12 protein-coding genes are annotated in these 15,168 nt (G+C 41.2%); 4 read left to right on the top strand and 8 right to left on the bottom strand.

What is annotated here, in order from left to right; all coding sequences use genetic code 11:
- Positions 1 to 4: 4 nt before the first annotated feature.
- Genes HYG79_RS06710 through HYG79_RS06690 form a run of 5 tightly spaced genes read right to left on the bottom strand, consistent with a single transcriptional unit; the run spans position 5 to position 4,408 of the window.
- The gene (locus HYG79_RS06710; protein ID WP_179241343.1) at positions 5 to 1,186 is read right to left on the bottom strand and encodes a CaiB/BaiF CoA transferase family protein; all 1,182 of its coding nucleotides are present in this window, start codon (positions 1,184 to 1,186) and stop codon (positions 5 to 7) included.
- Positions 1,179 to 1,751 carry a carboxymuconolactone decarboxylase family protein gene (locus HYG79_RS06705; protein WP_179241342.1) on the bottom strand — a complete coding sequence of 191 codons (573 nt, stop codon included), beginning with the start codon at positions 1,749 to 1,751 and terminating at the stop codon, positions 1,179 to 1,181. Before HYG79_RS06705 ends, HYG79_RS06710 begins: the two co-directional genes overlap by 8 nt.
- Positions 1,751 to 2,260: a 3-isopropylmalate dehydratase small subunit gene (locus HYG79_RS06700; RefSeq protein WP_179241341.1), complete on the bottom strand. Its 510-nt coding sequence runs from the start codon at positions 2,258 to 2,260 to the stop codon at positions 1,751 to 1,753. The genes HYG79_RS06705 and HYG79_RS06700 overlap by 1 nt, the downstream gene beginning before the upstream one ends.
- A gap of 1 nt (position 2,261) precedes the next feature.
- A complete protein-coding gene (locus tag HYG79_RS06695; protein ID WP_179241340.1) occupies positions 2,262 to 3,497 on the bottom strand; it encodes a 3-isopropylmalate dehydratase large subunit in 1,236 nt (411 codons plus the stop codon).
- Positions 3,497 to 4,408, bottom strand: coding sequence for a hydroxymethylglutaryl-CoA lyase (locus HYG79_RS06690; protein WP_179241339.1), 912 nt, complete (start codon positions 4,406 to 4,408; stop codon positions 3,497 to 3,499). Before HYG79_RS06690 ends, HYG79_RS06695 begins: the two co-directional genes overlap by 1 nt.
- A 113-nt stretch (positions 4,409 to 4,521) precedes the next feature.
- On the opposite strand from HYG79_RS06690, the gene HYG79_RS06685 reads away from it, so the two are divergent.
- Both HYG79_RS06685 and HYG79_RS06680 read left to right on the top strand, forming a co-directional pair.
- Positions 4,522 to 5,937, top strand: coding sequence for an aldehyde dehydrogenase family protein (locus tag HYG79_RS06685; RefSeq protein ID WP_228027949.1), 1,416 nt, complete (start codon positions 4,522 to 4,524; stop codon positions 5,935 to 5,937).
- A gap of 10 nt (positions 5,938 to 5,947) precedes the next feature.
- On the top strand, positions 5,948 to 6,688 hold the full coding sequence (locus tag HYG79_RS06680) for a hypothetical protein (RefSeq protein WP_179241338.1): 741 nt from the start codon (positions 5,948 to 5,950) through the stop codon (positions 6,686 to 6,688).
- 276 nt (positions 6,689 to 6,964) lie between these two features.
- Here the strand turns inward: HYG79_RS06680 and HYG79_RS06675 are convergent, their stop codons facing one another.
- Positions 6,965 to 9,592 (bottom strand): TonB-dependent receptor, encoded by a 2,628-nt coding sequence (locus HYG79_RS06675; RefSeq protein ID WP_179241337.1) that lies wholly within the window; start codon positions 9,590 to 9,592, stop codon positions 6,965 to 6,967.
- 266 nt (positions 9,593 to 9,858) lie between these two features.
- Positions 9,859 to 10,515 (bottom strand): NAD(P)H-dependent oxidoreductase, encoded by a 657-nt coding sequence (locus tag HYG79_RS06670; protein WP_179241336.1) that lies wholly within the window; start codon positions 10,513 to 10,515, stop codon positions 9,859 to 9,861.
- A 110-nt stretch (positions 10,516 to 10,625) separates the two neighbouring features.
- Between HYG79_RS06670 and HYG79_RS06665 the strand changes: the two genes are divergently transcribed.
- On the top strand, positions 10,626 to 11,507 hold the full coding sequence (locus HYG79_RS06665) for a DUF1838 family protein (protein WP_228027948.1): 882 nt from the start codon (positions 10,626 to 10,628) through the stop codon (positions 11,505 to 11,507).
- 15 nt (positions 11,508 to 11,522) lie between these two features.
- On the opposite strand, the gene HYG79_RS06660 is transcribed toward HYG79_RS06665, so the two are convergent.
- On the bottom strand, positions 11,523 to 12,356 hold the full coding sequence (locus HYG79_RS06660) for an alpha/beta fold hydrolase (protein WP_179241335.1): 834 nt from the start codon (positions 12,354 to 12,356) through the stop codon (positions 11,523 to 11,525).
- Positions 12,357 to 12,492: 136 nt separating this feature from the next.
- On the opposite strand from HYG79_RS06660, the gene aceE reads away from it, so the two are divergent.
- A complete protein-coding gene (aceE, locus tag HYG79_RS06655; protein ID WP_179241334.1) occupies positions 12,493 to 15,168 on the top strand; it encodes a pyruvate dehydrogenase (acetyl-transferring), homodimeric type in 2,676 nt (891 codons plus the stop codon).

Here is a 15,168-nt window from a genome sequence, read left to right as displayed (position 1 = left end):
ATTGCTATTCTGTTTTTATTATTCCTGCTGCGACCATTTTCGCAATGGCATCGTCATCAATATTCAGTTCTTTTAAAACCTCGGCAGTATGTTCGCCTATTTTTGGGGGATCCATGCGAATGCCTGAACGTGTTCCTTTGTATTCCAATGGAAATTTAGGGAGTTTTGTTATTTTTCCATTCGGCATGGCAACACTCAATAAGCTATCTCCTTCATTCAACTGTAGGTCATCAAACAAATCTTCGGGCTGACTAATTGGGGCGAATGGAATATGTCCTCTATCACACCGGTCAATGATTTCTTGTTTGGTAAAGGCTTTAAAACGTTCATCAAGTGCCGGCAAAAACCAATCGCGTTCATCTATTCGCTTGTTATTCGTTTCTAAACGCTCATCGCTCCCCCAATCACTCCATTCGAATACCTCGCACAATCGCGCCCAATGCTTTTCGCTAATGATGCCCACAAATACTTTACTATCGTCTTTGGTATCGAACACTTTGTAAATAGACCATGCGCTCACGCGGGATGGCATCGGCGGAATCTCATAATCAATCTGCGAAGCGTAGGCCATATGTTGCCCCATTAAAAAGGCGCAAGTTTCGAAAAGTGCGGATTTTACGAATCCGCCTTCGCCCGATTTTTCACGTTCGTACAAGGCTTGCAGAATACCGATATAGCCGAACATTCCTCCTGTAATATCGATAACGGAAGTCCCGGCGCGCAATGGGTCACCTTCACGACCGGTCATGTAAGCGAGGCCGCCCATCATTTGAACAACTTCATCCATAGCGTGTCTTTTCTCATAGGGGCCACTTAAAAAACCTTTTAAGGAACAGTAAATCAGTTTGCTATTCAGTGTTTTGAGTTTGTCATAGCCAAGACCAAGTCGATCCATCGTACCCGGACCGAAATTTTCGACCACGATATCGTATTCCTTGACCAAGTCATAAATGAGTTGAATGCCTTCTTCCGATTTTAAATCAATAGCCAAACTTTTTTTGTTACGGTTGTAAAACCAAAAATAACCCGTTCCAAAACCTTTCAACCTTCTTGTATTGTCCCCTTTTGTAGGTTCTATATGTACTACTTCAGCACCCATATCGGCCAATAGCAAACCTGTACATGGCCCCATCACGGCATGCGTAAATTCCAATACTTTTATACCTTTTAGGGGTGCGCTATGCATTTTCAGTTGTTTTTATGGATTCGTATGCTTTTTTTGGTAGGATTTCCAACTCGGTTTTGAAGGTGCTGTTCCATCGGTTTAGAAATCCAAAGAGTGAGATAACACCCATGATTTCGACGATGGCCGCATCACAAAAATGTTTTTTCAATTCGTCAAAATCTTCATCTGATACTTGATTCGGTACTATGCTCGATTTCAACGCGAGATTTAAAGCGGCTTTTTCCTTATCAGAAAACAGGGGAGAGGTCTGAAAATTCCAAATGGACTTCATTTTTTCTTCAGAAACACCATGTTTTCCAGCACTATAGGCGGTATGAGCGCTACAATATTCACATCCTGCCGAAAGGCTGGCAACATGACCGATCATTCGTTTTAAACCCGAATTAACATAGCCTTCGTCATAGACCGCTTTTGCCAACGTAAAAAATGAAATCAGCAAATTTGGTTTATGTGCCATAATTAAACCATCGTTGGGTTGAAAGCCCATCCACTTTTCAGCTTGCTCAAAAAGAGGTGCTAACTCACTGGTTTCATAATCTAAAATTGGTGCAATTCTACTCATCATCAAAGGGAGTAATCTCCATATTTGGTTAAGTAATTTACCAAGCCACCTTCACTCAAAATATTGATCATGATATCTGGAAGTTTAGTAGCGGTGTAGGTCACATCTACAGTCAAGTCTTTTACAATACCTGATTTCAAATCAATGTCTAGCTCGGCTCCTTTTTGGATATTATGGTCGGCGATTTCCAAAACGGGAAGTCCTATATTGATGGCGTTTCTAAAAAAAATTCTGGCGAAGTCTTTGGCGATAACAACAGAAACTCCGGATTTTTTTAAGGCCAAAGGTGCTTGTTCCCGGGAAGAGCCACAGCCAAAATTGATGCCTGCGACCAGAATATCGCCTTGTTGGACAATCTTATTAAAATTGGGGTCTAAATCTTCCAGCACATGATTGGCCAAGGTGGTCATGTCCAAAGTTTTGGTATATTTCCCAGGGATGATACGGTCGGTGTCTATATGGTCACCATACACGTGTGCTTTTGCTTTGATAGTTGTCTGTACTCCACTCATATTACACCAAGTATTTTTTAGGATTCACAATTTGCCCTTCCAACGCGGATGCGGCAACCGTTGAAGGTGCGCCCAAATAGATGTTGGAATTCGGATTCCCCATACGGCCCCTGAAATTTCTATTCGCTGCGGATATCACAACTTCACCGTCTGCGGGAACTCCTTGATGCGTACCAACGCAAGGCCCACAACCGGAAGTAATTAATGATGCGCCAGCCTCAATCAAGGTGCTCATCGTACCATTACTAATGGCATCTAACAAAACGCTTTGTGATGCAGGCGCAATCACCATCCGCACATCGGGATGTATTTTCTTTCCTTTTAATATTTCGGCAGCAATATTTAAATCCTCTAATCGGCCATTACAGCAGGTTCCTATAAAAGCGTAGTTGATTTTTGTGCCTTCATAGTTTGAAATATTATGCACGTTATCTGGAGATTCCGGCGCACTAACTTGAGGCTCCAATCCGGCGACATCAAAATCAAATGTTTTGATATAATTGGCATCTTCATCGGGAGTAATCGCTTCAAAATCATAATCCAATTTCAATCCCTTAGGGTGAACGATTCCCGTTTTTGCTCCCATTTCGGAGGACATATTGGCAACGGTCATTCGGCTTGCCAAACTCAATCTTTCAAAAGTTTCTCCGGTAAATTCAATGGCTTGATAGGTAGCTCCTGAAACCGTTACTTTTCCAACCAAAAAGAGAATTAAATCTTTTGCCGTAACGCCTTCCTGAAGTTTTCCCGAACAATTGATTTGAATCGTTTGTGGGACTTTCAACCAGATTTTTCCAGTCATCATGGTTGCTGCTAGATCTGTAGAACCGACTCCACAGGCAAATGCGTTCAAGGCTCCATACGTTGGCGTGTGTGAATCCGCCCCGATAAAAATATTCCCGGGTTTTACATAGGCGTTTTCTACCATGACCTGGTGGCAAATACCTTCCCCAATTTCAAATAACCGCATGCCTTGTTCTTTGGCAAAATCGCGCATCATTTTATGCAAATTTGCAATTCGTTCATTGGGTGATGGCGCCGCATGGTCAATTATCAACGCACACTTATCAGGACTAAAAACCTTTTTTCCGCCCATCTCGTGAAAGGCCTTTATCGTCAGAGGCCCGGTAGTGTCACTGGCCATACAGCCATCTACTTCACTAACAACGAGTTCGCCGGCATATACTTTTTTGCCTATGTGATTCGATATAATTTTTTCTGAAATTGTTTGTCCCATTAAATCATTTTAATGTCTTCCTTATCTAATAACTGGTACAACTGTCCGGGGAGTTTGTGTCCCAATGTTGTTTCCAAGTCTCTACTGATTTCTGCTATTTTAGGAATATCCAACCCTGTTTCATAACCCATCTGGTGTGCGGCATGTGCGGTATCTTCTGTAGCGATATTGCCGGTAGCACTTTTGATGAAAGGACATCCACCCAATCCGCCGAAGGCCGTATCAAAAATGCGAACCCCGGCTTCCGTTGCTGCATAGAAATTGGAATAGCCTTTATTTTCTGTATTGTGTAAATGCAAAATCACGGGAATGTCACCTGCTTTTTCAACCACTTTTTGCATGAGCTCACCCAATTGCTTCGGGTTTCCCATTCCTGTGGAATCAGCAAGGGCCAATTCATCGATTCCCGTATCTAGATGATGGTCTACCATATCCAATACATGATTTGCATCGATATGGCCTTCGTAGCGACACCCGAAGGCACATTGAATTCCTCCCCGAACGGTAATGCCATTTGATTTGGATAGCGAGACCATTTCTTTGAAAGCATTTTTGGCTTCATCTAGCATCAATCTCGCATTCTTTTGACTATGGGTATCGCTAGCGGAAATGGAACAAGCCAAATGGTCAAGTCCGGCCGCGATACCTCTTTCCACACCTTTTAAATTCAACACCAAACCACTGTAAATAACCCCTTCTTTTTTGTTCAGTTGGGAACAAACCGCTTCAGCATCTGCCATTTGTGGCACCAATCGTGAATGAACAAAAGAGGTCACTTGAATACGGGTCATACCAGCATCCACTAAACGGTCAATATATTCCAATTTTTTTTCTGTCGGAATAATGTGCTCCAGTGTTTGAAATCCGTCGCGAAGCCCCTGCTCTTCGAGTATAATTTTGCTTACATTCATCAAGAATCAATAGCTTTCAAAATTAGTTAACTAAGTTAACTAATTTTAATGAAACCAAGCTGGTTTATCCAAAATAATAGTTAACTTTATTAACTAATTTTATACATGATACTATGAAGGTACGAAATCCGAGAACAGGGGAATACGATTATGAATTGATGGAGGACGCTCTCGAAATGGTTGAAAAGAAGGCAACAGAAATTCGTTCAGCACAGAAGGCATGGCAACATCTTGCAATTGGCGAACGTGTTGCAGTATTACAAAAATGGTTGGGCAGCTTTACCGAATTTCAAACGGAAATCGCCGAGCAATTGGCTATTGATACTGCGCGAAAGAGAATTTCCAAAGTGGAGACAAGTGGAATTATCGGTTTAATGCAAGCTTGGATTTATCGTGCGCCTCAATTATATAATCCGCCAGCAGAGCGGCCTTCAGCTTCAGCGACAACCGTTCAAATCGGACAACAATGGGTGCCCTACGGTCTGGTAGGTGTAATAAGCCCATGGAATTTCCCTTTATTATTGGCATTGATTGATACCATTCCGGCTTTGATGGCGGGTTGTGGTGTTTTATTGAAGCCCAGCGAGGTTACGCCCCGTTTTATGGATGGACTCGAAAAGAGCATTGCTGCAGTTCCTGAATTGGCAGCGGTTTTAAAATTGGTCAGAGGCGGTGCAGAAACAGGTAAGGCTGTTGTCAACAACTCCGATGCGATTTGCTTCACAGGTAGTGTGCCGACGGGCAAGAAGATTGGAGCAGTCTGTGCCGAACGTTTTATTCCGGCTTTTCTGGAGTTGGGCGGTAAAGACCCTGCTATTGTTTTGGCCGATGCCGATTTGGAAGTGGCCACCGATGCTGTTCTTCGTAGTTGCGTCGGGGCTACCGGACAGGCCTGTCAATCTTTGGAACGTATTTATGTACATGAAAGCATCTATGACACTTTTGTGGAAAAAATCACGAAAAAGGCAGCAGCGGTTACTTTGACCACAAACCCCGATGAAGGGCAAATGGGCCCTCTCATTTTTGAAAAACAAGCCGAAAAGATTCAAGAGCAGATTGATGACGCGGTAGCCAAGGGTGCCACTATTCTAACTGGCGGGAAGGTCGAAAATATTGAGGGTGGACTCTGGTGCGCCCCTACCGTATTGACCAATGTGACTCACGATATGGATGTGATGGTTGAGGAGACTTTTGGCCCGCTCATACCCATCATGTCTTTCAGTACTGATGATCAGGCTTTGGAATGGGCAAACGACAGTATTTTCGGTTTGTCGGCCTCCGTTTTTTCAAAAGATAGGGATAAAGCGCTTGCGATTGCTTCACAGATTGAAGCTGGTGCTATCAGTATCAATGATGGCAGTCTGACCAATAAAGTTTATGATGCCGAAAAGAATTCCTTTAAAGAATCGGGAATCAATGGCTCACGCATGGGCGATGCCGGATTCTTACGGTACTTTAGAAAGAAAGCCATACTGATTCAAACCGCTTATCCTGAGACGATGGCGAACTTTGAAGAAAATCCATCCTAATAAAAATACAATGCGCTATAATTTAAACTTCATTACCGCTTTCTTCTTGTTCTGCGGGATTAAAATGATAAGCCAGGAGCCATTTTCCATCACTGATTTTTATCCTATTGCGGACCAAAATGAATGGCGATATACCGCACCCGATGGGTGGAAAGATGGAGACTATATTTCTAAGATTGAGGAAGTTCTAGGCGGATTTACTAGACTATTTACAGACTTTAAGGGAGAGGATGGAAAAGGGCTATTTATTTTGGATGAGGAAGCAAAGACCTTTCGGCATTATGACGCGACCAAAGCCTCGAAACTACTCTCGGTAGGTAAAAATGGAATTTTCTATCACGGGGAAACCTTTTCGAGTGACGGAAGCATCGCCGTATTTGAAAAACCGATACATTGGTTTAAGGCTCAAGAAAAAAAAGGCTCCAAGCTCGATATAAAGGTAAATTACACACGTTTTTACAAAGATGGAAGTCAGCGCAAAGGTGTTTTTACACTGATACAAGAAATTGTACAAAATGAAGACATAACCGTTCTAGCCGGGGATTTTAAAAACTGCCTTCGCATCGAATTTGATACCAATTGGGATTTGGGCGATGGGACCGTGGCGAAATCTTTCAATGTGTATCACCATGCCAAAAATGTTGGTGTAGTAAAGGCTTCTGCCCGTTTTATTATTCTTAAAAACGGAAACGAAATCATAAATAGATTGGTTGAGCCTGATTTAAAATCGTATCAATTTAATCAAGACTAGTCAACACTTGCCTTTTCATTTAAGTAGCGGTCTGGGTCTGATAGTTATTTTATTATCAATGAATTAAGTTCGAATACTCTCGACACGTCAAACCGAAAAACATCATATTTCGAGTGGAATAAAGGTCTATTTATGCTCGTACCATAATTATATGAACTATGTAAAATAAAAAAACCTTGGCTGTGGATACTATTTGATATTTTCTCCGAAATTTAAAAGCGGACGATTCTCAATTGAATCGTCCGCTTCAGTACTTAAACTAACTCAAACTTGATTTTAAAATTTATAACCTATAGTGAATAGTACTCTTTTTGGATTAACAAATGTTGACCAAGCTAGTCTTCCGGTCGGATCAGGATTATTTTGTCTTTCTAAAAGAACACTATCGTCAGCAGATGAGACAAATAAATCTTGAGGACTAGCATTATCAAATATATTTTTTATCCTTAAACTTAATCTTAGCTCATCGGTTCCCATAGGAAAAGTCACATAACTTCCAACATTAAAAATAGAGATGTCCGGTTTTTCGTAAAGATTGAAAATATCTCCAAAAGCTCCAGTATAGCTAAATCCACTGAAGTCAACACCCCATCTGTTTCTATTGTAAGCAATTAAAATATTATAAATGTTTCTAGGCGTTTCTTGTACTTGTAAACCACCAACATTAACAGCAGTGCCATCTTGTACTAAATCAAGACCAAATAAATTATCCAGGTCCGCATTTATCTCACCGGAGCTATTCGTGCTCAAAGGAATAATAAAATTCTCATATTCTGAGTTTTGTCTGGTATAGCTACCGCTGATTAAAAGACCTTGTATAGCCTTTGGTGTGTAACTCAAGGCTATTTCACCACCGATAATTTTATTTGAGCCAGCAGGTCGCTGAACAAACTCAGCCAAGTCAGCATCAAAAACACTTGCAAGTCTATTATCGATTTTTGTGTTGAAGAAAGTTGCATCTAAAACCAAATCACCCAAACCGGCGCGGTAACCTATTTCAAGATTGTTGATTACTTCGTTATCTTCGATTTCAACCTGATTAATATTAGTTACTGCGTTAAGAGAGAACGCTCTTAAGTAATTCGCATAGATTGCAGAGTTTTCGCCTATGAGATAATTTGCTCCGATAGAACCTGAATAATCATTGAACTTTTGTTCGTTCACGAGCACTTCCGCCGGGTCATAATCGATATCTCTTCTTCTTAATTTTTCAGGATCGTTTGAGAAAGAGGCTGTTAGCCAATCATATCTAAAACCAATGTTGAGACTCAGCTTTTCATTAATGACCATTTCGTCGCCTATGAACAAACCGGTACTCTTTTCCTCTCTATGTGAGGTGGTTCCCGAAATAGAGGAATTATTTGAGAGTGGTGCAGGGGGTCCAAAAAAACCACCAAAGAAATCGGGTCTTGGACTCACAGTAGAGCGATAAAGATAATTTATACCCAAGCGGTCCCTTTGAGAGTCACTGAGGTATAATCCAAAGCTTATGTTGTGATCGGTTTTATCCCCGTCAATAAATTTAGAAAATCGGGTTTCAGAAATAATATCCCTTATTTGGTTACGAGCACCTGATTGAAACCTCAGGATATTACTTTCCGCTGTAAAGAAACCGGTTAGACCAATTTCATTTATGTCGTCGAACTGTATATCCTGATATTTTAACTTTTGGTTGATGGACCAGCCACTGCCCAAGTCGAAAAGGCCGTCAATACTTAAGTTTCCACCTGTGGTCTCTTCCCTATTGTCTGCAGGGTTATTTCTAATTACGTTTCCATTGGTATCAAGTACTGGCTCACCTCCTGCCGCTACAATACCATCAGGATTGAACAATTGTCTAGGGTCGTTATAAAACACGTTTCTAGTGCTCCACCCCTCCGCTATTTCACCGGTCTCTAAATCAAACACAGCATCAGTGACATTTTGAAATTGATTGTTAAAATAAGCACCTGAAATTCTAATGTTGGAATTTTCACCAATTAACCAATCTACATTAGCCCTTATCTGCGCACCAACATCTTTGTTTGCTTGTTCTTTATTACCGGAATCATTAATTACATAACCGCCAATATTGTAGCGTAATTTATCACTTAAAGGACCATTTAAATTCCAATCTGCTCTATAGTCAACATCACCATCATACTGGTGTCCTTCACCTGAAACATTATTGTATTTAAGAAATGAAAAAGAACCACTATGTTTTTCTCCACCGGTACGAGAAATAATATTAACCGCACCTGCGGCAGCCGCTCTACCAAAAAGAGTCGCAGCTGCGCCGCGAACAACCTCAATACGTTCTACATTTGGATCAATTCCATAAAACTCTTGTGTTCCACCAGAAAGATTGGCAGTTCCCGAAGCAGGTAAACCGTCAATTAAAGTAGTGGTGTAAGTATTTCCTCCCGGGAAACCACGTATTCTAAAAGTACCTTTCCTACCCGATGAATTATCAACAGTTACACCAGGGGTGTTTTCTATTGCTTCCGTAAAAGATTCTGGTTGCTTCGACTCAATTTGTTCAATGCCTACAGTGTTGATAGATGTAGTTGCTTGTAATTTGCGAACTGGCCTTCTTGTTGAGGAAACAACTACTTCGTTTAGAAGGCTCACGTCTTCCTTGAGTTGAACATTTACGGTAGGTCCTGTTACTTCTACTTTTTTTCGCCCATAACCGATGTAAGAAATAATAAGTACATCACCCGTTGAGGCTTCAATACTAAAGTTTCCGTTGTTGTCAGTCAACACACCGGTTGATGTGCCTTGAACTTGTACCGTTGCACCCAAAATTGGGTCATTCTTGTCATCTGTCACCGTTCCTGTAATTGTGCTTTGGGCAAAGACCCCCGCCGAACACAATAAAAAACTGAATAAACAGAACAAACTCATAAATTTCTTAGTTTTCATAAGGTTCAAATTATTGGTTTAGAATTAGTTTACTTTGCCCATTTTTAAAGACTTAAGGCTTTACATTGTCTTTTTGATACGTTAAAAAACTCTTAAATATTGAACCAATATAATAATTAATTACATTAATGGTTAATATAATTAACTATTTTTTTTTGAGAAATATCGATTTTGCTGTTTAAGGTTATATTTTTTAAAGATTTATCGAGTATACGGTAATTATAGGGTATTATCTTTAAGCTTGATATTTGAAACCTGAAATATCGCTAAAATCCCTTCTTAAAGTTTAGAGACAAAAAAGTGCTATACTTGTCAAGTATGGCTTTGCGTTGGTCATTAGAAATTCTTGAGACCGAATAACAGATAAAGGGTGGGATTACTTCGAAGCCAACCAAGCCCAAAATGCCCTCGTTTATGTTACGGAGTATGTTTTTCAGGGGGCGTGCATGTGTCCCATTATTAGTGTAAAAAGATGCTGGACTCCCCGTAGTGATGCTAAGAAATGCTTTCTTTTCTTTAAACCTACCTTCTTTATATAGCCCGTGATCCCCTCCATAAGCAAAACCATAGGCCAAAACCCTATCTACCCATCCTTTTAATATGGCTGGCATTCCAAACCACCACAATGGAAAATTAAAAATCAAAACGTCGGCCTTTTTCAAGAGATTCATTTCTTCTTGTATATCTTCGGCGAAGGAGTTGAGGTTACTGGCATTGAACTGTTCTAGGGCATACTTGTAATAGGTCTCATTTGTGATACTTTTGAAATCGTGCTTTCCAGCAATAGGATTAAAACCTTTTTGATATAAATCTGAAATTGATACCGAGTGCCCAGCTTCTTCAAAAAAATCAATTGCCAATTTGGCCAAACTGCTGGAAAAAGAATCAGGGTTCTCATGCGCATGTACAATTAAAACATTCATTGTATTCAGATTTAATATAAAGGTTAAATAAAAAATTAGTTAATAAAGTTAACTAATTTTAAGTATATTTAAGGTCTATCAACTAATTTGAAATATTAAAAATCAACATTATGAAGTCTATACTGTATTTAGGTATGTTTTTCGTTATAATCGGATGCAAAGAAAATGATAAGTCGGCGGTAGCAATGGAATCAGAGGATTCCCAACCAGAAGCTGTGCACCCATGGGCCGATAAAGCTTCTTACCAAAATGCGCCCGAAGTTTTAAAAAATTGGGTCGATGCTAGGGCCGGAACAGGTGAGCCGGTACATTGGGTCGCCGATGGTGCCGTTTATGAATATCCTTCCGGGAAAAAATTGTTCGGTATGATCGGTTTTGATAGTTCTACCATCATCTGGCCCGATGAAGCGGATGGAAAGGTTACCCATTTGACCAGAAAAACATTTGCCTATACCGACCCTGATACAGGGGAAGTCCTTACCGAATATAATGGACAGCCCGTAACCCCTATAGCCTATCCCTATCAGATGATTACCTATAGGTTGGAAAATGAAAGAATTTATGGGGATGTTGAACAAGGGGTGGGTGACCGTGTTCAAATCATAGAGTCGAAAGATGGGATACCATATCGGAAAATGGGAAGCGGGTACATCTACAACGCACAAGTGTATTTGGATTTTCCCTTACCCACGGGAAAGCAATATCAGGCATGGGAAAATTACGATTTCTTCATTCAACCGGAAGGTAGTGTTGATGAACCCCATCAAATGGCTTGGCAGCGTTATGGCTCTTTACCGCCTTGGGCCGGTATGCCAGATAAGAAGGCAATTATTCAGTTGCACTCGTGGCGAGTTGAGAGTCTCGAAGAGTTTCCTGAAAAACTATTGGCTTGGGCAAAAAAGGACAAGCCGAAATGGTTGAACCCGCCAAAGGATATTGCCGAAGTCAGAGCCCTGCAAAAAGGCGAAGCGGGTGCAGGTTGGGGAAGATGAATTTTAAGACATACTTTATTTAGATAGAAATGCGTCGATGATTTCGGCGCATTTTTTTGGTTTATCAAAAAAGAGAAACGCACCTCCGTTTTCAATTTCCTCTCTTTCAGCATTGGGAATAATGCCCAACAAATTCTCTTGATAACTTACGAATTCATCTAAGATTCCCTGCAAAAGTAATACGGGAACGCTTAGATTTTCCAATGCTGATTGCCTATCCCATTTTAGAACTGCATAATGGGCATCATATGGTCGCATTAGGGCCATGACGCTATTCAAAAAAGGACGCAGCACATCGTTGACTTCGGCATCGGGCATGTAGGCCACATAGCGCTGCCACGCTAACAACAATGATTTTCCATCCTTCTCCAGAACTACCTTCTTTTTATTGGCTAGGGTTTGTGAGAATTCTGTTTTTTCTGCTTCGGTCTTTAATCCGCTAGTTCCAGAAAGAATTATTTTTTTCGTGCGTTCAGGAAAGCGATACGCAAAATTCATCGCCATTAAAGCACCACCATGATGGCCAAGAATGCTGCAATTGTCAATATGCAAATGATTTATAAGGGCCAAGACAACATCGGTAAATTCTTCGACCCCAGGTTCGCTACTGGAATCACTGGACATTCCATGCCCCGGTAGATCAAGAACAATGACTTGATACTTATCTGATAAATAGGGTATAAGTGAGACATATTCCTCCATCGAAGATGAAGACTGATGTATCAATACTAAAGCCGGTCCCTTACCTGCAGTGCCATAATGAATTTGCCCATTTTTGAAATCAAAATACCCTCTTTTAAGACACTTTTCAGAAGTAGTGCGGTACAGTATTTTATTGTTTTTGACCATATCCGTAATCTTGTTTAACCCCTTTTGGGCATCGTAAAATACAAAACCTATATTAGTTAATTATATTAATGGTTAATAATATTAACTAATTTTTGAGTACATTAGTATAGTATTATATATACCTAATTGCATTATTATGAACACAATTGCGGTTGACAAGAGTCAAGAATGGCAAGAAGAATTACAAGAATGGATAGCTTCTATTGAGGAGATTATCGAAGATAAGGGCGATGAGCAGGCCGCCGACCTAATTCGTGAATTACGTGCTTTGGCCATACGAAAAGGGGTAAAATTAGCTGGTGAAGCACTGAATTCTCCTTACATCAATACAATCAGTGCAAGGCATCAACCGCCCTATCCGGGTGATACGGTAATCGAAACCAAAATAGAAAATATCAACCGATGGAATGCCATGGCCATGGTCTTACAAGGCTATGATAGTGGTGAGGGCGTTGGGGGGCATATCGCAACCTATGCCTCTGCGGCCAGTATGTACGAAGTGGGGATGAACCACTTTTTTAGGAAAAAATCTGAGGATTATGGCGGGGATTTGGTGTCCTTTCAACCACATGCCGCTCCAGGTGTTTATGCCAGAGCCTTGCTCGAAGGAAGGTTGACAGAAACAAACTTGAAAAACTTCAGGCGCGAATTGCAGCCGGGTGGCGGTCTGCCTTCCTATCCTCACCCAAGAAGGCTGCCTGAATTTTGGGAAATTCCCTCAGCCTCCATGGGACTCATCGGTGTGAGTGCCATCTACCAAGCGCGTTTTAAAAAATATTTGGAAAATAGAGGACTTAAAGAGAACAACGGAGGTAAAATATGGGCATTTGTTGGTGATGGCGAAATGGATGAACCGGAAACCTTGGGCACCTTGAACATTGCCGTTCGCGAACAATTGGACAATCTCGTTTTGGTAGTGAACTGTAACCTACAGCGTTTGGACGGTCCCGTTCGTGGCAATGGAAAAGTAATTCAAGAGCTCGAACGCAGTTTTTTGGGTGCAGGATGGAACGTCACAAAAGTGATTTGGGGTAGCGAGTGGGATGCACTCTTAGAACGCGACCAAAAAGGTATTTTGGTAGATAGAATGAATAAGGCTCTCGACGGAGACTATCAAATGTATTCTGTGCTTCCAGGTAATGAAGTACGTCAGCACTGGGTGAAAGACAATCCGGAATTGGAGAAATTGATGCATTCCCTTTCCGATGAGGAAATCCGTACCATTAAACGTGGCGGACACGATTATAAAAAAATATACGCTGCTTTTGATAAAGCTGCCAAACCCAATGGAAAGCCCAGTGTTATTCTGATGAAGACACTTAAAGGGTATGGTATGGGCGATTCCGGTGAAGGTAAAAACACTACGCACCAAAAAAAGAACATGAATGCCGATGAGCGTATCGCTGCTGCCAAACGTTTTGGGATTCCATTGAGTGAGGAAGATGCGGCTAAAGCCAAATTTTATGTGCCGGCAGATGATAGTCCTGAGATAACGTACCTCAAGAAAAAGCGATATGAGCTTGGCGGATATTTGCCCGAACGTAAAGATGAAGCACCGTCAATTAAGACGCCAGGAGAAGAACTTTGGGGCGAATTTTTTACGGGTACCGAAGGGCGGTCGGTATCCACCACGATGGTACTCGTGCGAATCATTACCAAACTTTTACGTCAAGATGGAATTAAGGAATATATAGTTCCTATTATTCCCGACGAAGCACGGACTTTTGGTTTAGATGGATTATTTCGTTATGCGGGAATTTACCAACCTAAAGGCCAGTTGTATAAACCAGTTGATGCTGACAGTATCTCGTATTACAGAGAAAGTGTGGACGGCCAGATACTTCAGGAAGGTATCTGCGAAGCGGGAGCGATTGCTTCCTTTATGGCAGCAGGTTCCGCATATTCCATGCATGGGTTGCCTATGATTCCTTTTTATGTATTCTATTCCATTTTTGGTTTCCAACGGGTTGGTGATATGATTTGGGCCTGTGGTGATATGATGTGTAAAGGTTTCCTAATCGGGGGTACTTCCGGAAGAACAACTTTGAACGGTGAAGGGGTTCAACACCAAGATGGCCATTCCCATATTCTCTCGAGCATAGTTCCAAATATGAAAAGCTACGATCCGTCATTTGCCTATGAATTGGCATTGATTGTAAAGGACGGCATCCATAGAATGTATGAATTACAAGAGAAAATATTCTACTATATCACGGTAACCAATGAGAACTATCCGATGCCCATCATGCCAGAAGGCATTGAAGAAGGGGTTATCAAAGGTATGTACCGTTATGAAAAATCCACCAAGAAAATAGCGAAAGGAAGAAAAGCCCATTTAATGGGTAGCGGTTCGATTATGCTACAAGTGATCGAAGCAAAGGAATTATTGGAAGATATGGGCATCTCTACGGATATCTGGAGTGTAACCAGTTACACCGAGCTGCATCGCGATGCCCAAGAAGTAGAGCGCCAAGCATTACTTGCAACCGATGGGAAAAGACCAAGAGCATATGTAGAAGAACTCCTGAAAAATGAAACGGGCGTTTTTGTTTCGGTTTCTGACTACGTAAAGCAATGGGCAAATGGCATCGCCAAATGGATGCCAAAAGCCTATCATGTATTAGGTACGGATGGCTACGGATTGAGTGAAGGTAGAGAAGATTTGAGGGACCATTTTGAAATCAGTCCGAAATTCATCGCCTTGGCTGCGTTGCAGTTATTACGCGAAGAAGGAGCGGCCACAGATAAAGAAGTAAAAGACTTTATCGAGAAGCACGTGATAGATCAGCATAAAATTAATCCGATGGCATAA

The organism is Costertonia aggregata, from assembly GCF_013402795.1.
In the GTDB taxonomy this organism is placed as follows: domain Bacteria; phylum Bacteroidota; class Bacteroidia; order Flavobacteriales; family Flavobacteriaceae; genus Costertonia; species Costertonia aggregata.
This window is presented reverse-complemented; position numbering and strand designations above follow the sequence as displayed.